Below are 19,689 nucleotides of genomic sequence, written 5' to 3'. Positions count from 1 at the left end.
ATGAACGCGCGCGTTCTGCCATCCATTCCTTCTTCGCTACGCTTCAGAAGAAATGGATGGCAGAATAGTATATCAAATATCCAAGTTTTCTTGTCCTCTCATTTCTTACCCCAACAATTGACAAAGGACCATAAATTTTAGATAGACTCATTTGCATAGTTATTCCTAGTTAATCAAATAATATTTAGTACTATTTAATTCCAACCATTATGGAGGAATTTTTGTGTCTGATGTTATTGTTGTGTTAGTTCGTTCATTTTTAGCTTTTACTGTTTTGTTAGTGTTGACTAGGATTATGGGAAAAAAACAGCTATCTCATCTAACGCTTTTTGATTATGTCGTTGGGATTACAGTTGGTTCCATTGCAGCATCCATGTCTTTTGATACAGATATTGAAATTTCAAATTATGTCGCTGCATTAGGCGTTTGGGGGCTAATTCCGGTTGCAGTAGGTTACTTTGGTTTGAAATCGCGAAAATTTTTACATTTAACAGATGGTAGGGCCATGATTTTAGTGAAAAAAGGGGAAGTTTTAGAAGAGAGTCTTAGGAAAAATCATATCGCGATTGAAGAGTTAATGATGTTACTTAGGGAAAAAGGGGTATTTAAAGTGGACGATGTAGAAATTGCAATATTAGAAACAAATGGGGAACTGAGTGTCATGAAAAAAACAGATCTCGAAGCAATCACGCCACGTCTACTTGGAATGAAAGTAAAACTTGAGCATGCCCCAACGCTCTTAGTGGTAGATGGGCATTTATTGAGTAAAAATATGAAGATTTTAGGCCATTCAAGAAAATGGCTAATGAAGGAAATACAGAAACACGGAGCCCATTCGTTGCAGGATGTCTTTCTTGCACAAGTAGATTCGAATGGAAATTTGTATGTTGATTTATATGAAGATGATAACAAAGGCGTTGAGAACTAACTCTCAACGCCTTTATACTTAAACATTAAATTTATTGATTTCTTCTTGAATTGCCAATGCATCTTCGCTTAATGATTTTGCTACAGAGTTAATTTCAACCATTGTAGCTGTTTGTTCTTCTACAGATGCAAGAACATGGTTAGATTGGTCTGCTGTATTTTTTGCAGCTTGTGCCATTTCATTAACCGAAGCTGAAACTTCCTCAGTGCTTGCAGAAATTTCTTCCGAAGAGGCTGATACTTCTTGGATTTGAGATGTCATTTCAGTGATTGAACCGAAAATTTTATTAAATGATGATTGAGCATTGTGTAGATAATCAACGCCACGATCAACATTTTGCACAGTCAGATTTACACTTTCTTCTACTTTTTTCGTATCTTTTTGAATTAAAGAAGTTAAATCAACAATTTTTGAAGCAGAATTTTTTGATTCTTCCGCGAGTTTACGAACTTCATCAGCCACAACAGCAAAACCTTTTCCGTGTTCACCAGCTCGAGCAGCTTCAATCGCAGCATTTAATGCAAGTAGGTTCGTTTGATCTGTAATATCTGTAATGACTTTTGTAATATTTTCGATTTCCGCGGATTGTACACTTAACTGTTGAATTCTTTCTCTTGTTTCATGTGATGACTGTTGAATAATAGACATTTGTTGTTCAGCAGTTTGCAGTGTTTGACCACCTTCAGTAGCTAATGACTGCATATCAACAGCTTGTGTAAGCAAGTTCTGAGCTGCTTCCGCAATTCGTGAAACCGCATGAGCAGTCTCATCAGTTGCAATGGCACAGTCGTTTCCAGTTAGTGCTGCTTGTGACCCTCCTGAAGCAAGTTGTTGCATACGTTCTTCAATTTCTTCTGTGGCTACCATTACTTCGTCCGTACTAGCAGCTAATTGTTCAGCAACGGCAGTTGTATTAGAAACATTCAGGGACACACTGCTAATTAGTTTTGATAAATTTGATTTCATTGTATTAAAAGCCTGGGCAAGATCGAATATCTCGTCTTTCGTTTTAACTTCAATATCGTTTTCTTTCAAATTGCCTGAAGCAATAACGTTTGCAGCTTCTGTTAAACGATTCAATGGTATTGTAATATTTCTAATGATGAACAGTGATAAAATAATGGCTAAAAATGCACCAACAATAGAGATGATAACAACAAGGGTTTTACTGAAAGATGTACTATCTTTAGTATCGTCACTAATTTGATTCATTCGTTCTTTTTGGTAATCGACAATGTTGTTGATTGATTGTTGAATCGATTTATTTGTTGGAACAGCAAAAACAAAAAGCATATTTTGTGCTTTGTCAATTTGATCGTTTTTAACGTATTCGATAATTGTATCCACATATCCGCTATACAATGCTTGTTGTTCCTTTATGTTTCCAATTTCATACTGCATATCTTCTGTTTTAAAAAGTGGTTCGATTTCACTCAAGGTTTGTGTTACTATTTCTCGTTGTACTGATAGATTATCTATATCAGTTGAATCTTTTCGCAGCACATATGAACGAATATATAATCCTTGTAATGAAACGGCATTTTGAATTTTCGATGCTTCAATCACTTTATGAACATCATCGTCGATTAAATTACTATAATTCTTATCTATATTTGACATCTGAATTACAGCAAATGATGCAAGTGCGACAAGAATTACGATAATAGTACCGAAACTTGTCAATAATTTTTTCTTAATAGACAATTTGTTTATTCCTTTCAAAAACTTTTTTAGTAAAATATACATAATATACTTCGGCAAGATAGCTAGGACTTTAATAGTTTTTTTATATTTATATTAAAATTTAGTTAACTTATTTTTAAAAGATTAGAATGGTAAATATCGTTTTTTGTTGAATTATTGAAATCGAGAACAAATGTTTGTATAATTGAGTTAATTAGAAAATTTCGCCATCTAGTAAAACCAATTGGGGGATATTATATGCCGAGAAAAAAGGGGATAACAGATGAGATAATTATTCATTTATATAAAAGTGGAAAGCCTTACTAGGAAATCATGGAGTATACTGAGTTATCTGATCGTGCTATTTATAATGTTTTGAAGAAAAATAATGTTACTTTAAAACATAAACAATATAGTGGTCAACCTAGAAAACATAAAGTAAATGAAAACTTTTTTAAGGTCTTGTCTCATGTAATGGCTTGGATTCTAGGCTTGTTTGTAACAGATGGTACAGTTAGTGGAACAACACATTCCATTCACTTTGCGCAAAAGGATGAAAGAATTTTACAAGTGATTGCAAAATATATGGATGCTGATTATGTGTTAGCTCCTATGGGGAAAACTAGAACCGTACAGTTGCTGTTACTAAATATACAACTAACTTCATAAAAACAAAAAATAAACATGGCGGCTATGTCAAAAAACAACCCCGTAAACATTGCTTACGAGGTTGTTTTTTTAAGACATCGAATATAAACTTTCATCCGTTATTACTAAATCAGTTTGATTAAACTTCACCATACTCCCAACAATCGGCATATGGATCCATGCTTCTAAAACCGGTTTTTCACTTGCAACTTCTAAAGCATGTGCATAGATTTGAAGTTGTGGTAAATGTGATAGTGCGCGGTCGACCCATAAATCTTCACGACCAGGGAATGTTTTATGATATTGTTCCAAAGTGGAAGATTAACCTTATTAAAGAAACTTAGAGGGGATATACACACTTTAAGTTTTAAAATTTTTAGTTTACATAATATAAATTATACGAAGTTAAATCTCATTCTATAAGTATACTTATGATAGTGAGACGGAAACAAAAAATCCAATAAATCTAATGCAATTTAATTTGATTCAATTGAATATTACATAATCTCAACTAATTCATCTTACATTTTAAAATCTTGATTTCAATTCTCCAAACTTAACTTAAGCTATATTTTTGTAACTGGAATTTATAATTTTTATCTAAGTTATAATTTCAATTCAATTTCTAGTCGTTTTATTCAATTTGCTGCCATTCACAAATTCACCTTGGATTAATCCATAAAATAGATTCTAATTTTTATCCAATTTTTCTATTTCAATCTTCAATTTCAGCTTCTTTTATTCGAGTTCACCTTTATCAGATCCATCTTAAATTTCCTTATATTACTATTTATTAATGAAAAATTTAAAATTCATACTAAAAATTTTAAATTTTCTTTTATATCAAAAAATTATCTTTTCCCTGTGTACTATAACAATTAGTTCGGATAACTAAATAAAATTGGTAATAATCGCCTCAGATAAACGATTCATTATATTTCTAAAAGTTGATTTATATTTTCTACTTTAAGTATTATTTTTGTTATTATTATTTTAAAAATGTAATTATTGGTTTGAATTCCTTTCTCTTTTATGTAGTTTTTTTCTCCTTAAGCCTTGATAATTCTAGGCTCTAATTAATTATCTAAATTTTTTGTCAAGGGATTTTTTTGAAAAAATAGTATTGAATTATATAACACTCTCCTCTACAATATGGATTTATAACGGGGGTGGCAAAGAAATAAAACGCTTAAAGTAGAATAATATTTCATAAGGGGGAAATTTTATGGCGAATGTGGGAACTTTAAACAAACCAGTAGAAAAAGAAGCAAAACCAGCAGTAAATAATGTTAAAATTAAGGACATTAACTACTCTAAGATCAATCAAATGGAATCATTTAATGGATTCGTTAAGAAGAAGAACACCTTCTTGTTTGGCGTTACAGCTGCATTCTTAACGTTATATATCCTATTACCAATCTTAGCGTTTACTCCTGTATTACAACAGAAGTGGATCGGTAACATTACCGGAGTATGGGTATACTCTGCTGCCCTATTTATTATGACAGTTGTGTTATGTATGCTTTATACAAAAATGGCGCCAAAGTTCGATAAAATGGCAGCTGAAGTATTAGCTGAATATGAAAGAGATGGTGGTAGGTAATGAATTTAGTAACTATTGGATTTTTCTTAGGGATTGTTGGATTAACATTAATCGTTACTTATATTGCTGCTAAAAGAACTTCATCTGCAAGTGACTTTTATACAGCAGGTGGCGGACTGAAAGGTTGGCAAAATGGATTTGCCATTGCTGGGGATTATTTATCAGCGGCGGCATTTTTGGGAGTATCTGGCGCAATCGCACTAACAGGGTTTGATGGGTTCTTCTTCTCTGTTGGTTATGTTGTTGCTAATTTAGTTCTTCTATATATTATTGCTGAACCAATGAGAAATTTAGGACGTTATACGTTGGCAGATATGTTAACTGCTCGTTTTAATGAAAAGCGTATACGTGGGGTTGCTGCAACAGGTACGATTATTATTGTTATTCTTTATATGATTGCACAATTAGTAGGTGCAGGTGCTCTAATCAAATTATTATTTGGTATTGACTATTGGATGGCTGTATTAATTGTTGGTGTAATGATGACGACTTACGTATTATTTGGTGGTATGACTGCTACATCGTGGGTACAAATTATTAAAGCTGCACTTTTATTATTTGGTACTACCCTTCTTGCATTTTTAGTTTTCTCGAAATTTGATTTTAGTTTAATGAAAATGTTTGATACTATTTCAGCTGAACATGGTGATCAATTCTTAGTTCCTGGAATGAAGTACACATCTTCAATTGATTCTGTTTCAATGATGATGGCTCTTGTATTAGGAACTTCTGGTTTACCGCATATTTTAATGCGATTCTTTACAGTTAAAGATGCAAAAACAGCACGTGCTTCTATTTCTTGGACTACATGGATTACTGCAATCTTCTTCTCTTTAACTATTTTCCTAGGTTTCGGTGCGATGAATTTTGTTGGAATCGATGCAATTAAATTAGAAAATGCTGCGGGTAACACTGCTGCCCCACTTTTAGCTGAATTTTTAGGTGGAAATATTCTATTATCATTTATTTGTGCAGTTGCATTCGCTACGATTTTAGCGGTAGTTTCTGGTTTAGTATTAACTGGAGCTTCTGCAATTTCTCATGATATTTATGGAGAAATTTTAAACGATGGTAAATTAACAGAAAAGCAACAAGTAATGGCTGCTCGAATTGGTTCTATTTCTATTGCAATTGTTTCGATTATTTTAGCTTTATTTGCTCAAAGTCTAAATGTTTCATTCTTAGTTTCTTTTGCATTCTGTATTGGTGCATCTGCAAACCTGCCTGTTATTCTATACACAATCTATTGGAAGAAATTCAATTCAAACGGAGCGGTTGCTGCTATCGTTACAGGATTAGTTTCTTGTTTAGTATTAGGTGCAATGGGTCCAAACGTTTGGAATCCAGTTGAAGGTGCTGCTATTTTTGTTGGTGAGCCATTAGTAAAATTATCAGTTCCTGCGATTATTACAATTCCATTAGGATTTATTGCTGGTTACTTAGGTACGGTTCTTACTCAACATAAAGTGGAATCTAAAAAATCAAAAGAAATCTATCAAGAGATTCGTGTAAAAGCAAATACTGGCGTTTCTGTGTCAGATGTTTCACACTAAAAATAGAATATTTATAGTTTTTAAGAGAAGTCTAATTTAGTTTAGACTTCTCTTTTTTAATAAAAATTATTATTTTAATCTCTCTTTCTATGTTTTTTTTATTTTTAATATTTCTTTTTCACCATTGTTATTGTGGTAATGATTAACAAATTTTATCTATCGAAAAATACCTTTTTTTCTCGTTTGTGCACTTAAATAGTTTGTCAAGAGTTAGAAAAAAGGCTCTAAATCAACGTTTATAGGTACATGTAATTATTGAACATTCGTTATTTTTCTATAACCTGTAATAAATTTTCTCGTAAAATTCAAAAATTCTAGAATTTTTTTTAGATAATTTTATAAAAAACTATTGCAATTCTGTGAACTATTAAATAGAATGAAAATTGTAAAATCTATTAAATAGAATTTTACGAACATGAAGCAGTAAAAATAAACACAAACGGGGGTATGTTTATGGCGAATAATCAAAAACAGAATATTGATTATGACAAAATCGCTGAAATGGCATCGTTCAAAGCCTTAACGAAAAAGAAAAATTCGTTTTTATGGACGATGACAGTGATCTTCCTAGCGGCGTATATGTTATTACCAGTACTAACATCTTACACGCAAATTTTACATCAAAAGGCTGTTGGGGATATTACATGGGTATGGTTCTACGCTGCAGGACTATTCATCATGACTTGGGGGCTTGCTCACCTTTATGTATCAAAAGCTAACTCTTACGATAAAGATGCAAAAGCGATTATCGATGAGTACGAAAGAGGTGCTAGCAAATGAGTGTAACAGCTGTTGTAATGTTCTTAGCGATTGTTGGTTTAACTCTAGTAATTACTTGGTGGGCTTCTAAAAGAACAAGTACTGCAAGTGATTTCTACACTGCTGGCGGTGGATTAAAAGGTTGGCAAAACGGACTAGCTATTTCAGGTGACTACTTATCTGCGGCATCATTCTTAGGTATTGCAGGGTCAATCGCATTAACTGGATTTGACGGTTTCTTCTTCTCTATCGGATACTTAGTTGCTTATTTAGTGGTATTATATATCGTTGCTGAGCCATTACGTAACCTTGGTAAGTTTACATTAGCTGACATGATTAACGCTCGTTTCGATGCGAAAAAAGTTCGTGGTACAGCTGCTTTAAGTACAATTGTAATCGTTTTATTCTACATGATCGCACAACTTGTTGGTGCAGGCGCACTTATTCAATTATTATTAGGTATCGATTACTGGATTGCGGTTTTACTTGTAGGTTTCATGATGACAATCTACGTATTATTCGGTGGTATGACTGCAACATCTTGGGTACAAATTATTAAAGCTTGTTTATTAATGTTAGGTACAGTAATTATTTCATTCTTAGTATTAGCAAAATTCAATTTCAACATTCTAACAATGTTCTCTGAAATGACAACAGCAACTGATGCTGGTGAAGCTTACTTAAATCCAGGATTAAAATATACTAATGGTATTGATACTATCTCAATGTTAATCGCATTAGTATTAGGGACAGCCGGATTACCACACATCTTAATGCGTTTCTTCACAGTAAAAGACGCGCAAACTGCTCGTTCATCAGTTATCTGGGCTACTTGGATTGTAGGTTTATTCTACGTATTGACTATCTTCTTAGGATTCGGTGCTGCTGCATTCGTAGGTAAAGAAACAATCGTAGCTGCTAACCCTGCTGGTAACATGGCTGCTCCATTACTTGCAGAGGCTTTAGGTGGAGACATCTTATTCTCATTCGTTTGTGCCGTTGCATTCGCGACAATCTTAGCCGTAGTAGCGGGTCTTGTACTTTCTGGTGCATCTGCCCTATCACATGACATTTACGGCGAAATCATTAAAAAAGGTAAAATTAGTCCAAAAGAGCAAGTTGTTGCTGCACGTGTTGGTTCTATCATCATCGCAGTAGTTTCTATCCTATTAGCATTAGGTGCTCAAACATTAAACGTTGCATTCTTAGTATCATTAGCATTCTGTATTGCAGCTTCTTCAAACTTACCAGTAATTATCTACACAATTTATTGGAAACGCTTCAATACTGCTGGTGCTATCACAGCAATGTTAACTGGTCTAATTTCAGCATTAATTTTAGTAGCAGTATCTCCAAACGTTTGGAATCCAGAAGCTGGTAAAGCGATCTTTGTTGGTGACCCATTAATCATGTTAACTAACCCAGCAATTATCTCAGTTCCACTTGGATTCATCGGTGGTTGGTTAGGTACTATCCTTTCTAAAGAAACGAACGAAGCGAAATACCGTGAAGTTGAAGTTAAAGCTCAAACTGGTATCTCAGTACAAGACGTTTCTCACTAATAAAACATTAACCTCGAGTTATCACAACTCGAGGTTTTTACTTTTCCCCTTCCCTTTTTACAATTAATATAAGTATTGGGTGATGTTATGAGTAATTCAAACGCGAAGAAAAAACGATTGAAGCTATTAAGACAACATGGAAAAGATGTCACACTTTCTAGAGGCAGTGTGAGTTTTAGTACCCATGAACGTAAAACGAAAACAAAATTAGAAGCTTTAGAGAAAATGGATAAGAAATATAAAAAGCAATTCCTTGATTAGTAGGAATTGCTTTTTCGGTTTTGTTCTCTATTTACGTGATAAAATTAATATCGTCCCTAAAATGAATAGTGTTCCAATCCAATCGATCCAACTGAACGCTACCCCAAGGAAAATAACAGCTGTGATAGCTGCTGACAGAGGCTCAGCACATGCTAGTAAGCTCGTTTCCGATGCAGTTAGATATTTCAAGCTTTCTAGATAGCTATAAAATGAAAGGACCGTCCCACATAATACAACAAATAAAAAGGCAAAGTTTGTTGTCCAATACCATTCCCCTTCAAATTGCCATGGAGCGTGTACAAAACTGAACACAAATCCACCAATAACCATTCCCCATCCCACAACAATTAAAGCTCCCCAGCGTCTTAGTAAAGGTATTGGCTGTATAGTATAGAAGGCTAAGCCAAATGCTGAAATGATACCCCAGATGAATGCTGCTTTTGAAATCGATAACGTTTGGATGTTGCCGTGTGTTACCAGTAAAAAGGTTCCAACTAAAGCTAGAATTATAGCGAACACTTCTTTTTTATTTGGTAGACGTTTTGCTTTAAGAACATAATATCCAGTAACCAAGGCAGGCCCTAAATATTGTAATACTGTGGCAGTAGCAGCGTTTCCGTGAGTAATCGCAGCAAGGTAAGTATATTGAACACCAATCATCCCAACAACGCCAAAAATGACGATACCCACAATATCAGCTTTGGTAGTCCAAATATCAAAAATTCGCTTGCCTTCCTTCTTATAGGCGATTATTAATAATAGGAGGCCAGCACTTAGTAATCGAACAGTTGTTAGCCACTCTGTACTGATATGTAAGCCTTGGAATAAATATTGTGAAACCGTACCAGAAATCCCCCAAAATAATGCGGCAGTGAGGACAAGAATTATCCCCTTTGTTCGATCTTGTATAACCATATGCCCCTCCCTATGATGTAAACTTTCCAATATATTGTAATATGAATATATTATAACAAAAGCTAGATTCAAACAATGTGAAAAACGCAAGAATATATGGGCTGCCCATAATTCTTGCGTTGACTTTTTAAGATTCGTTATTTGAACTTGAAATAATTTTAACAACAGATAAATTGCCATCATTTGTAATGTCAATTTTTAATGAACCGTTTGAGTATCGATCTGCTTTTGATAGATCTGCTACTCTCACCTGTTCTTGTACCCGTTTTTCTGTTTCTAACAGAACTGTGTCATTTGGAGTAACGACTTTTACCGTGTAAATGCGATGAGGATTTGATTTTAATTCTTTTAAGATGACAACTCCTCGTTTCGCACGGCTACTTTTTTCAATTTCAGAGAGATTCATTCGCTTAATGGCTCCTCGATGTGTAACAACAATCACATCTTCTTCCCCGGTTACTAATGCATTGACGACTGCTAGGGAATCTCCTTCTTTAAGGTTCATTCCTTTTACGCCACCGGTTTTCACACCCGTTACTGGGAGCTCTTCAAGATCGAAACGAATACTATAACTTAAATAACTTGTTAACAGCAGTTCTTTATCTGTATCTGCATTAATTAAGCTTGCATGAACCATTTCGTCATTATCTTTAAGGTTCATTGTTCGAATTGGTTTTGAATATCTTGTTACAGCATAATCGGATAGTTTCGAACGTTTAATTTGCCCTTCTTTTGTTGCAGTTAAGATAAATAGATTGTCTTGGTCAAACTTTTCTACACCAATGACTTCGATGATTTCTTCATCTTTATCAATCGGCACAATACTTGAAATATGTTGTCCGAGATCTTTCCAACGTATATCTGGTAGTTCATGGACCGGTTGGTAAATATAGTTTCCTTTATTAGTGAACAAAAGGATAAAGTGTTGCGTATTCAATGTTTGCTCAAATAATAGATAGTCTGATTCCTTCATTGCGAAATCTTGACCATTTGAGGCAGCATGAGAACGAGTGCTTGTACGTTTTACATAACCATCTTTAGTTACAGTAACAACCACTTCCTCACTTGGTACCAACACATCTAATGTTAATTTAATCTCTTCTATTTCTGCTTCAATAACTGAACGTCTTGGTTCGGCAAATCTTTTACGGATATCAGCTAATTCGGATTTAATAACTTTTATTAGCTGTTTTTCATTCGCTAGAATATCACTTAATTTTGCAATAGATTTTTCTAGCTCTTCTTTTTCAGCTTTCAGTTCAGTAATATCCGTATTCGTTAAACGGTAAAGTTGTAAGCTTACGATAGCTTCTGATTGGATTTCAGTAAATCCGAATTGAGTTTCGATATTTTGTTTTGCATCGCTTTTATTTTTTGAAGCGCGAATTGTAGCAATCACTTCATCTAAAATGGAGATTGCCTTCATTAACCCTTCAACGATATGTAAACGATCATTTGCCTTTTGAAGGTCATATTTAGAACGTTTCGTTACGACATCCTTCTGGTGGGCAATATAAGAGTCTAACAATAATGGTAACGTCATCATTGTCGGGCGTCTGTTGTGAATGGCAATCATATTAAAATTGTAATTAACTTGTAGTTCAGTTGATTTATATAAATAGTTTAAAATGCCTTGTGCTTGAACGTCTTTTTTTAGTTCAATGACGATTCTTAGTCCAGTTCGGTCGGATTCATCGCGAATGTCAGCAATGCCTTCTAAACGTTTGTCAACACGCTGCTCATCTATTTTTTTCACTAGATTTGCTTTATTCACTTCAAATGGAAGTTCAGTGATGACGATTTGTTCTTTACCGCCTTTAATTGGCTCTATTTCAGCCTTCGCACGAACGATAATTTTACCCTTACCTGTTTCGTAAGCTTTCTTAATTCCATCAATGCCTTGAATAATTCCACCTGTTGGGAAATCAGGACCTTTTAATACAGTCATTAATTCATCGACCGTACAGTTACTATTATCAAGGCGCATTAGTACCGCATCGAGTGCTTCTGTTAAATTATGTGGTGGAATATCTGTTGCATAACCAGCAGAAATCCCAGTAGAACCATTGACTAAAAGATTCGGGAATCGTGATGGCAATACAGTTGGTTCAATATCTTGATCGTCAAAGTTTGGTACGAAATCTACAGTTCTCTTTGTGATATCCCGTAACATTTCAGCAGCAATGGATGATAGTCTAGCTTCTGTATAACGCATTGCTGCAGGTGGGTCTCCATCGACAGAACCGTTATTTCCGTGCATTTCAATTAACATATGACGCATTTTCCAATCTTGACTTAGACGGACCATTGCATCATATACGGATGAGTCACCATGTGGATGGAAATTACCAATTACGTTTCCGACCGTTTTTGCGGATTTTCGGAATGGTTTGTCATTAGTATTTCCATCGTTAAACATAGCGTATAGTATACGGCGTTGTACAGGTTTTAGTCCATCGCGGGCGTCAGGTAAAGCGCGGTCTTGAATAATATATTTACTATAACGACCGAACCGATCACCCATGACTTCTTCTAGTGGTAATTCTTGAAATACTTCCGCTGACGTCATACTTCTAATTCCTCCTCATGTTGGATGAATTCGCTTTCTAAAATATTCAAATCATCCTCCATACCAAAATCAACGTTTGACTCAATCCACTTACGGCGAGGTTCTACTTTATCCCCCATTAATGTAGTGACACGTCGCTCTGCACGGGCACCATCATCAATTGTAACGCGGATAAGAGTACGAGTTTCAGGGTTCATGGTTGTTTCCCATAGTTGGTCTGCGTTCATTTCCCCTAAACCTTTATAACGTTGAATCATGTAGCCTTTACCAACTTTTTTAATGGCAGCTTGTAATTCTTTTTCTGTCCATGCGTATTCGATGATTTCTTTTTTGCCTGTCCCTTTTGAAATTTTATAAAGTGGCGGCAATGCAATATAAACTTTCCCTGCATCGATTAATGGACGCATATATTTATAGAAGAAAGTTAGTAATAGCACTTGAATATGGGCACCGTCTGTATCTGCATCGGTCATAATGATGATTTTATCGTATGCTGCATCTTCAACGGCAAATTCTGGTCCTACGCCTGCCCCAATTGTATGGATAATTGTAGCAATCTCTTCATTTTTCATAATGTCGGATAGTTTTGCTTTTTCTGTGTTAATAACTTTACCACGTAATGGCAAAATGGCTTGGAATGTTCTGTCACGGCCTTGCTTTGCAGAACCGCCCGCAGAGTCACCTTCCACAAGATAGAGTTCATTTTTAGCAGCATTTCGAGATTGTGCAGGTGTCAACTTTCCTGATAGTAATGTGCTAGATTTCTTCTTTTTCCCATTTCGTGCATCTTCACGGGCTTTTCGTGCTGCTTCACGTGCAGATTGTGCTCGGATGGCTTTACGAACTAAAGAAGCGGAAAGATCAGCATTTTCTTCTAAAACATATAACAATTGTTCAGAAACAACTGCTTCTACAGCATAACGCGCTTCCGTAGTACCAAGTTTCCCTTTTGTTTGCCCTTCAAATTGCAATAAGTGCTCAGGAATACGAACTGATACGATGGCAGATAAGCCTTCACGAATATCTGTACCCTCTAAGTTTTTGTCCTTTTCCTTTAAAAGACCAACTTTTCGTGCATATTCATTGAAAACACGCGTCATTGCTGATTTGGCACCGGTTTCATGAGTACCACCATCACGAGTACGCACATTGTTTACAAAGGAAAGAATTGTTTCTGTATATCCATCATTAAATTGAAAGGCGAATTCTACTTCGATTTCATCTTGATTGCCCTCGACATATTTAACTGGATGAATGACATCTTTTTCTTCGTTTAAATAAGCAACGAAAGCTTCAATTCCATTTTCATAGTGGAATACATCCGATTGCCCTTCTCCACGCTCATCGATTAGTTCAATTTTTAACCCTTTAAGTAGGAAAGCAGATTCACGTAAACGTTCTGCTAAAGTTTCGTAGTTATATTTTGTACTAGAGAATATTTCTTTATCTGGAAGGAAGTGAACTTGTGTACCAGTTTCTTTTGTTGTACCGATTACTTCTAAGGTAGTGGCTGGTTTACCACCGTGTTCAAAACGTTGACGGAAGATTTGTCCGTCACGATGAATCGTTACTTCTAAAAATTCGGATAGAGCATTAACAACGGAAGAACCTACCCCGTGAAGTCCTCCACTTGTTTTATAGCCACCTTGTCCAAATTTACCTCCAGCATGAAGAATGGTAAAAATGACTTCAGGTGTTGGTTTCCCCATTTTATGCATACCAGTTGGCATACCTCGTCCGAAATCACGAACACTGATTGAATTATCTTCATGAATTTTTACAATGATATGAGAACCAAATCCAGCAAGAGCTTCATCCACCGCGTTATCGACAATTTCATAAACTAGATGGTGAAGGCCACGGCTGTCTGTGGAACCAATATACATCCCTGGTCTTTTACGAACAGCTTCTAATCCTTCTAATACTTGAATGGCATCGTCATTATATGCGATCCCTTGTTGATTTATTGCCAAATCAAATCCCCTCCAAAAATACAAACATCCGTTCTCTATTTCTATTAATCGTACTGTTTATAGGTTCTTCTGTCAATATTTCGCATAAGAACAAGCTTTTATATTGTAACAGAGAAAATTCAAGTTTCAAAACAAACTTCCTATTTTCATTTATTTACATATCAGTAAATTATAATATATCATAGTTCTTTTATTCATGATAATTTTCACTTTTTCCTTCAAGTTCATTCACTTTCTTTGAAAAATTATTTAGTATGATAAATGTAACGATTTTCGTTTACGATGAAAATACTCTTTCGAACATGTTCAAAAAAGAGTAAACTGTTATTACATTTATTAGTATTAGAAAGGAACTAAATATGATTAATGCAATTATAATAATTTGTGCTTATGTAATTGGGTCAATTCCATCTGGATTATGGATCGGCAAAATCTTCTATAATACAGATATTCGAGAACATGGAAGTGGAAACTTAGGTGGGACAAACTCTTTTCGTGTTCTAGGTAAAAAAGCAGGAATTGTTGTAACATTATTAGATATTTTAAAAGGAACAGCAGCAACGCTACTTCCACTACTGCCCTTCTTTGGGGATGCATCAATTCATCCATTAATTTTGGGTGCGATCGCAGTAGTAGGTCATATGTTTCCGCTATTTGCAGGCTTCCGTGGTGGTAAAGCAGTTGCAACGTCTGGTGGCGTATTGTTAGGGTATGCGTGGCCTTTATTTATCCTATTAATTGTCGGATTTTTCATTTCGTTAAAAATAACGAAAATGGTTAGTTTGTCTTCAATGATTGTTTCTGTTATTGCCGTGATTTATTGTATTATTTACATGTTTGTCACAGGTGATTATGCGCTATTAATTTTAGTATTAATTTTAGCTGGATTTATTTTCTACCGTCACCGTGCAAATATTCAACGTATAAAAGAAGGTACTGAACCGAAAGTAAAATGGATATAAAATCGTCTGAAGGGATGTCTTTAAATTGAAACTAATTATAACAAATGATGCACTAGATTGGTTTAAAAAAGAGATGGAAGCTACAAAAGGCGATTACATTCGTTTTTATGCACGATATGGAGGTTCTTCCCCATTTCATGAAGCATTTTCGCTAGGCATGAATCGTGAGGAACCGCATGATATCGGAGTAGAAACTGTTGAAGATGGTATTCATTTTTATATTGAAAACGATGATTTATGGTTTTTCAATGAGCATGATTTACATGTAAAAGTAGATTCAACTTTAGATGAGTTGAAATATGAATATACTAAGTAAAAAAATCGGGGAGCTTAATAGGCTTCCCGATTTTTTTTATAAATTAGCTTCTTTCACCAATCGTTTAATCATCATGTAGAGGTTAATCGAACTCACTTCACGTTCTACTTCCTTGTTCATAAAGATAATTAATCCATTCCCCTTTTCCCGATTGTACAAGCCGAGAGAAAAGAATCCAGGGTTTGAACCACTGTGTCCGATGATTTTGCCGTTATTTAATTTTTTCAGGTATAATTCGTCCAAAGTTGAATAGCTCCATCCTAATGCTTGCTTTCCTTTATTTAATTGTGGTTTTAGCATTTCTCCTATTGTTTCAGCTTGAAGAATGTTGGTTTCAGTTTCTTCTATTGACATGCTCGTTAAAAACTTAGCAAAATCGAGGATGTTTGTTTTTAACGCTCCAGCTGGATAGGTTGGGAATGAATATTGTGGTATTTCTTTTCCATATTCATAGGGTGAAGCAATATTATCTGTTTCGATATTTTGGTGCAACCATTCAGTTTTTCTCATTTTTAGCGGTTTGAAAATTGTTTCTTTCACATATTTCTCAAAGGGCATTTTCGTCACATTTTCTACGATATAGCCTAATAATCCGTAGCCCACATTACTATATTCAAATTTTTCACCAGGTTTGTTTTTGGTGAAGTTTTTTTCTTTTGAATACCATTCTCCACCTTCTTTAAGGTAGCCTTTTGCAAATTGTTCTAAGGTGATGTCAGAATCTCCCCCACCCTTTTTAATGGTATAGAGCTCGTCCAACACGTTCCAATTATCTTTAATACTTGATGTATGATTCAACAACATACGAATGGTAATGGCTTTTTTTGGATATTTAGGGTTTATCAATTTGAATGGTAAATAGTTATTCACATTTTCATCTAAATTAATTAAACCATCTTCAACTAACTTCATAACGGCAGTTGCGGTAACAACCTTTGAGAGTGGTGCAATTTGAAATAATGTTTCATCATTCACTTCCAATTTTTCGTTGGCATACCCGTAATTTATTGTTTTTTCAATTTTATTATCTTTTATGATGGCAATCGATGCACCTTTCACATTTGCCTTTTCAAGTTTGGTGTTTACATATTCCTCTAATTTAGTAGGATTGGAAAAATCTACATTTGTAAAGATGACAGCAATGGTTATTACTGTAAAAGCAAGTAAAAATATCAAAAGTATTTTTAGAGCTTTGTTTTTCAGAAAAATTCCTCCTTTCACTACTTACATTCTCTAACGTTATTATGATAGATTTGTTGCATTTTTCCAATTAAAGAAAATATTTTTTTAGTGGATGTTACATTTTTATTCCTTATCCGTTTTTATTTATGGAAAGACAAAGGGCCCCGTCGAACCAACTACTTATTAGAAGGAAATAAAAATGTTTAAAAGAGCAATTCTAGGTACTGCCCTAGCTTTAGTAATATTAACGGTAGGTTTTGTTCAACTTGCAGATCAACCCTTCAAAAATGTAGAGGCGAGTGAGATTCAACAACAAATTCAAAAATCTTCACTTCAAGTACGATTAGAAATGCTGGAGTTAAGTGTGATGCCAACTACGGCGGAAGAAGCAGTTCAAACTTTTGCAAAGGCTGTAAAATTGAGAAATGGCGGTTGCAATATGCAATCCTTACTGAAAAGGAAAAAGCCAGAGTTAAGAAGAGTTTCGAGGAAAGTCATTGGGTTACGGGCGTTTCAAGTCCATGGGTTGAAACATATCAAATTATTTGTGAAAAGGAATTAAAACCTGGAACGAAGATGGAGTATAAGTCGTTTGAAAAATGGAAAATGTAACATGAAAAAAAACTGCCAAAGAATGTCTCTTTGGCAGCAGGAATTATTATTTATATTTTTTAATATTTACAGCTTCATTTGGTAAGTCCAGTGCTGTAATAAGGGCGTTATAGGCGTTAACAATTTCAGGGTAAATCGTTTCAACCTGATCGATGTTTACTTCGCCTTCAAAATCATAACGTGCCGAATTAAATTCAGCATCAAATGATTGCAAGTTTTTTAATAGGTTTTGCATTTCCTCAGAATCTCGAATCGAAGGATCCATATTCGTATGGATTTGTAGGGAATGTTTGTTGGCAGTATATCGTTGAATATATGATCCGCGTTTTTTCCCACTTTTATGTGCAATTGCTCTTAACTCTTTTGCACTATCTAGTACATTTTTTGCTTGTTGAACTATCAATTCTTTTGGTTCCATCAATCTTACAACCCTTCCGAAAAATGTTTCTATTAATTTATTTTTATCGACATTATTTTATCATTTTTCCCCAAAGAGTACATACATGGCGCTTTGTGTCTAAATCGCACTATTTTCCAGGGAATTAAAATTTCCCATTATTTCAGCCAATGTTGGGGAATGTTTAAGTGCTGTGGTAATTTTGTTTGTTTATTTCCAATGGCCGCATTTACTTGTGCCTGAGTAAGGAATATACTGCCCGACAAGTTTGCATTGCTTAAGTCAGCATCTCGAAGGTCTGCACCTAAAAAGTCACAGTTTTGCAAATCTGCGTTACTTAAGTTTGTTGCTATTAATAATGAACCTCTAAAATTCGTCCCTTTTAATTTTTTGCCTTTTAAATTTGTACCAAATAGATTACCTGTTTTCTTGAGTTGTGTTTTTTCGTTTCCCCGGACGATTGAACTGATTTTCTCAAGAACGATTGAAACTTTCATTCTATGTTGGGGAATGTTTAATTCAAGGACGGAATTTGGACTAAGCTCCGTCAGTGCCTCAACTTCTTCCTTCACTTTTAATATTTCATTATGTAATGGTTGAGTTATTTCTAAATTGAGACCTTCTTGTAAATAATATAACATTTCGAATAATTGTTGCATTTTAGGAAATACGTTAAACATTTCGTCTGCAATTTGTGGATGTTTGCGCCAATCTTGGCCATTAAACGTATTTTGAGAAACTTGTTGACCAGCTCCGAAGCATTCATAAACCGTACATCCTTTAAAGCCTTTGTTTCTCAAATCACTATGAATACGACAACGAAAATGTTCATCTAAGTTTTTACATGGAGTGCCACCGTCTTTATCTACTGCAAAATCGGCAGACTTGGCATATGGCAATGCAACACAACACAAGCCGAAACAATTTTCACAATCTGCTTTATAAACGTTAGTCCGTTGATTTTTTAATAGTTTATTTGTCAATTTTTCTCGTCCTTTATATTTGCTTCTATGCTAATTTATTTCATGAGCAATAAAATTACAAGGAATTTTATATTATATAGTAATTTAAATTTAAAACTAACGAACGTTAGCGTATAATGAGATGTAAGGAGGCAATTGTGATGACACTAAATACGAAAGAAAAAATATTTTATACAGCACTTGATTTATTTTCTAAAAAAGGCTTCAGTGGTGTATCGATTCGTGAAATTACAAGAGAAGTTGGTATTAAAGAGAGTTCATTGTATAACCACTTCGCAAATAAAGACGAAATTTTAGAATCAATATTAACTTATTTTCGAAGCGATTTTTCCAAAACGTTGCCACCAATTGAGATGTTAGATGCCATCTTACAAAAAAGTACTGTTGAAGAATTTTTGAAAGCGGGTCATCGAAATTTTAAACAGTTTATGGAAGATGAAAACCGAGTAAAAATGTGGCGAATTTTGCAAATTGAACAGTTTCGATCGCCTCTTGCACGTGAAGTCATTTTAGAAGATTTATTTAAGACTACGATTCATTTCTTAGAAATTGTTTTCCAAAAGTTGATTGACTTAAACAAAATACGACCTTATAATCCAAAAACTTTGGCAATCGAGTATCAGTATCCGGTATTTTCCCTACTTACGGAATATACAATATTAAAATTTGATGGTAAAGATACAAGTGAGGTAGAGACAAGATTAGATAATCATATAGATTTCTTTTTAGAAATAGTAACAATAAAATAGCAGGTGTCCAAAAAGTGAAAACTTTTTGGACACC

At 34.5% G+C, this 19,689-nt stretch carries 19 protein-coding genes; 11 read left to right on the top strand and 8 right to left on the bottom strand.

What is annotated here, in order from left to right:
* Positions 1 to 223 precede the first annotated feature (223 nt).
* Positions 224 to 928, top strand: a complete 705-nt coding sequence (locus D8M03_RS09430) for a DUF421 domain-containing protein (protein WP_121214521.1) — start codon at positions 224 to 226, stop codon at positions 926 to 928.
* An 18-nt stretch (positions 929 to 946) separates the two neighbouring features.
* Here D8M03_RS09430 and D8M03_RS09425 read toward each other — a convergent pair whose 3' ends face one another.
* Positions 947 to 2,632, bottom strand: coding sequence for a methyl-accepting chemotaxis protein (locus tag D8M03_RS09425; RefSeq protein WP_170148423.1), 1,686 nt, complete (start codon positions 2,630 to 2,632; stop codon positions 947 to 949).
* A 312-nt stretch (positions 2,633 to 2,944) separates the two neighbouring features.
* On the opposite strand from D8M03_RS09425, the gene D8M03_RS09420 reads away from it, so the two are divergent.
* Positions 2,945 to 3,280: an LAGLIDADG family homing endonuclease gene (locus D8M03_RS09420; protein WP_121214519.1), complete on the top strand. Its 336-nt coding sequence runs from the start codon at positions 2,945 to 2,947 to the stop codon at positions 3,278 to 3,280.
* Between the two features lie 69 nt (positions 3,281 to 3,349).
* On the opposite strand, the gene D8M03_RS09415 is transcribed toward D8M03_RS09420, so the two are convergent.
* Complete coding sequence (locus D8M03_RS09415) at positions 3,350 to 3,571, bottom strand: hypothetical protein (RefSeq protein ID WP_121214518.1); 222 nt, start codon at positions 3,569 to 3,571, stop codon at positions 3,350 to 3,352.
* Between the two features lie 913 nt (positions 3,572 to 4,484).
* On the opposite strand from D8M03_RS09415, the gene D8M03_RS09410 reads away from it, so the two are divergent.
* The 5 genes from D8M03_RS09410 to D8M03_RS17700 all read left to right on the top strand — a co-directional run bounded on the left by D8M03_RS09410 (position 4,485) and on the right by D8M03_RS17700 (position 8,997).
* Positions 4,485 to 4,862, top strand: a complete 378-nt coding sequence (locus D8M03_RS09410; RefSeq protein WP_121214517.1) for a DUF485 domain-containing protein — start codon at positions 4,485 to 4,487, stop codon at positions 4,860 to 4,862.
* Complete coding sequence (locus tag D8M03_RS09405) at positions 4,862 to 6,415, top strand: solute symporter family protein (protein ID WP_121214516.1); 1,554 nt, start codon at positions 4,862 to 4,864, stop codon at positions 6,413 to 6,415. The genes D8M03_RS09410 and D8M03_RS09405 overlap by 1 nt, the downstream gene beginning before the upstream one ends.
* Before the next feature lie 453 nt (positions 6,416 to 6,868).
* A complete protein-coding gene (locus D8M03_RS09400) occupies positions 6,869 to 7,195 on the top strand; it encodes a DUF485 domain-containing protein (protein ID WP_121214515.1) in 327 nt (108 codons plus the stop codon).
* On the top strand, positions 7,192 to 8,736 hold the full coding sequence (locus D8M03_RS09395) for a solute symporter family protein (protein ID WP_121214514.1): 1,545 nt from the start codon (positions 7,192 to 7,194) through the stop codon (positions 8,734 to 8,736). Before D8M03_RS09400 ends, D8M03_RS09395 begins: the two co-directional genes overlap by 4 nt.
* Before the next feature lie 87 nt (positions 8,737 to 8,823).
* Positions 8,824 to 8,997: a hypothetical protein gene (locus tag D8M03_RS17700; protein ID WP_170148422.1), complete on the top strand. Its 174-nt coding sequence runs from the start codon at positions 8,824 to 8,826 to the stop codon at positions 8,995 to 8,997.
* Positions 8,998 to 9,024: 27 nt separating this feature from the next.
* Here D8M03_RS17700 and D8M03_RS09390 read toward each other — a convergent pair whose 3' ends face one another.
* The 3 genes from D8M03_RS09390 to parE all read right to left on the bottom strand — a co-directional run bounded on the left by D8M03_RS09390 (position 9,025) and on the right by parE (position 14,454).
* Entirely contained in the window at positions 9,025 to 9,912 is an 888-nt protein-coding gene (locus tag D8M03_RS09390) for a DMT family transporter (RefSeq protein ID WP_121214513.1), read from the bottom strand.
* A gap of 127 nt (positions 9,913 to 10,039) precedes the next feature.
* A complete protein-coding gene (gene parC / locus D8M03_RS09385; RefSeq protein ID WP_121214512.1) occupies positions 10,040 to 12,481 on the bottom strand; it encodes a DNA topoisomerase IV subunit A in 2,442 nt (813 codons plus the stop codon).
* A complete protein-coding gene (gene parE, locus D8M03_RS09380; RefSeq protein ID WP_121214511.1) occupies positions 12,478 to 14,454 on the bottom strand; it encodes a DNA topoisomerase IV subunit B in 1,977 nt (658 codons plus the stop codon). The genes parC and parE overlap by 4 nt, the downstream gene beginning before the upstream one ends.
* Positions 14,455 to 14,813: 359 nt before the next feature.
* Between parE and plsY the strand changes: the two genes are divergently transcribed.
* A complete protein-coding gene (gene plsY, locus D8M03_RS09375) occupies positions 14,814 to 15,416 on the top strand; it encodes a glycerol-3-phosphate 1-O-acyltransferase PlsY (protein WP_121214510.1) in 603 nt (200 codons plus the stop codon).
* Between the two features lie 25 nt (positions 15,417 to 15,441).
* Positions 15,442 to 15,732 carry a HesB/YadR/YfhF family protein gene (locus D8M03_RS09370; RefSeq protein WP_121214509.1) on the top strand — a complete coding sequence of 97 codons (291 nt, stop codon included), beginning with the start codon at positions 15,442 to 15,444 and terminating at the stop codon, positions 15,730 to 15,732.
* A gap of 36 nt (positions 15,733 to 15,768) precedes the next feature.
* On the opposite strand, the gene D8M03_RS09365 is transcribed toward D8M03_RS09370, so the two are convergent.
* Positions 15,769 to 16,953 (bottom strand): serine hydrolase domain-containing protein, encoded by a 1,185-nt coding sequence (locus D8M03_RS09365; RefSeq protein ID WP_121214508.1) that lies wholly within the window; start codon positions 16,951 to 16,953, stop codon positions 15,769 to 15,771.
* Between the two features lie 160 nt (positions 16,954 to 17,113).
* On the opposite strand from D8M03_RS09365, the gene D8M03_RS09360 reads away from it, so the two are divergent.
* Entirely contained in the window at positions 17,114 to 17,476 is a 363-nt protein-coding gene (locus tag D8M03_RS09360) for a hypothetical protein (protein WP_121214507.1), read from the top strand.
* Positions 17,477 to 17,572: 96 nt separating this feature from the next.
* Here D8M03_RS09360 and D8M03_RS09355 read toward each other — a convergent pair whose 3' ends face one another.
* Both D8M03_RS09355 and D8M03_RS09350 read right to left on the bottom strand, forming a co-directional pair.
* Positions 17,573 to 17,947, bottom strand: coding sequence for a hypothetical protein (locus tag D8M03_RS09355; RefSeq protein ID WP_147404817.1), 375 nt, complete (start codon positions 17,945 to 17,947; stop codon positions 17,573 to 17,575).
* Positions 17,948 to 18,081: 134 nt separating this feature from the next.
* Positions 18,082 to 18,906 (bottom strand): pentapeptide repeat-containing protein, encoded by an 825-nt coding sequence (locus tag D8M03_RS09350; protein WP_121214505.1) that lies wholly within the window; start codon positions 18,904 to 18,906, stop codon positions 18,082 to 18,084.
* A 140-nt stretch (positions 18,907 to 19,046) separates the two neighbouring features.
* Between D8M03_RS09350 and D8M03_RS09345 the strand changes: the two genes are divergently transcribed.
* Entirely contained in the window at positions 19,047 to 19,655 is a 609-nt protein-coding gene (locus D8M03_RS09345; RefSeq protein ID WP_170148421.1) for a TetR/AcrR family transcriptional regulator, read from the top strand.
* Positions 19,656 to 19,689: the final 34 nt, after the last annotated feature.

The sequence above is a fragment of the Ureibacillus endophyticus genome, assembly GCF_003628435.1.
GTDB classification, from domain to species: domain Bacteria; phylum Bacillota; class Bacilli; order Bacillales_A; family Planococcaceae; genus Ureibacillus; species Ureibacillus endophyticus.
The sequence above is the reverse complement of the archived record's forward strand: the minus strand, read 5'-3'. Positions and strand labels throughout refer to the sequence as shown.

Coding starts and splice junctions, on each gene's coding strand:
- D8M03_RS09420 (WP_121214519.1), top strand. CDS start 2,945: ATGGAGTATACTGAGTTATCTGATCGTGCTATTTATAATGTTTTGAAG.
- D8M03_RS09410 (WP_121214517.1), top strand. CDS start 4,485: ATGGCGAATGTGGGAACTTTAAACAAACCAGTAGAAAAAGAAGCAAAA.
- D8M03_RS09405 (WP_121214516.1), top strand. CDS start 4,862: ATGAATTTAGTAACTATTGGATTTTTCTTAGGGATTGTTGGATTAACA.
- D8M03_RS09400 (WP_121214515.1), top strand. CDS start 6,869: ATGGCGAATAATCAAAAACAGAATATTGATTATGACAAAATCGCTGAA.
- D8M03_RS09395 (WP_121214514.1), top strand. CDS start 7,192: ATGAGTGTAACAGCTGTTGTAATGTTCTTAGCGATTGTTGGTTTAACT.
- D8M03_RS17700 (WP_170148422.1), top strand. CDS start 8,824: ATGAGTAATTCAAACGCGAAGAAAAAACGATTGAAGCTATTAAGACAA.
- D8M03_RS09390 (WP_121214513.1), bottom strand. CDS start 9,912: ATGGTTATACAAGATCGAACAAAGGGGATAATTCTTGTCCTCACTGCC.
- parC (WP_121214512.1), bottom strand. CDS start 12,481: ATGACGTCAGCGGAAGTATTTCAAGAATTACCACTAGAAGAAGTCATG.
- plsY (WP_121214510.1), top strand. CDS start 14,814: ATGATTAATGCAATTATAATAATTTGTGCTTATGTAATTGGGTCAATT.
- D8M03_RS09360 (WP_121214507.1), top strand. CDS start 17,114: ATGTTTAAAAGAGCAATTCTAGGTACTGCCCTAGCTTTAGTAATATTA.
- D8M03_RS09345 (WP_170148421.1), top strand. CDS start 19,047: ATGACACTAAATACGAAAGAAAAAATATTTTATACAGCACTTGATTTA.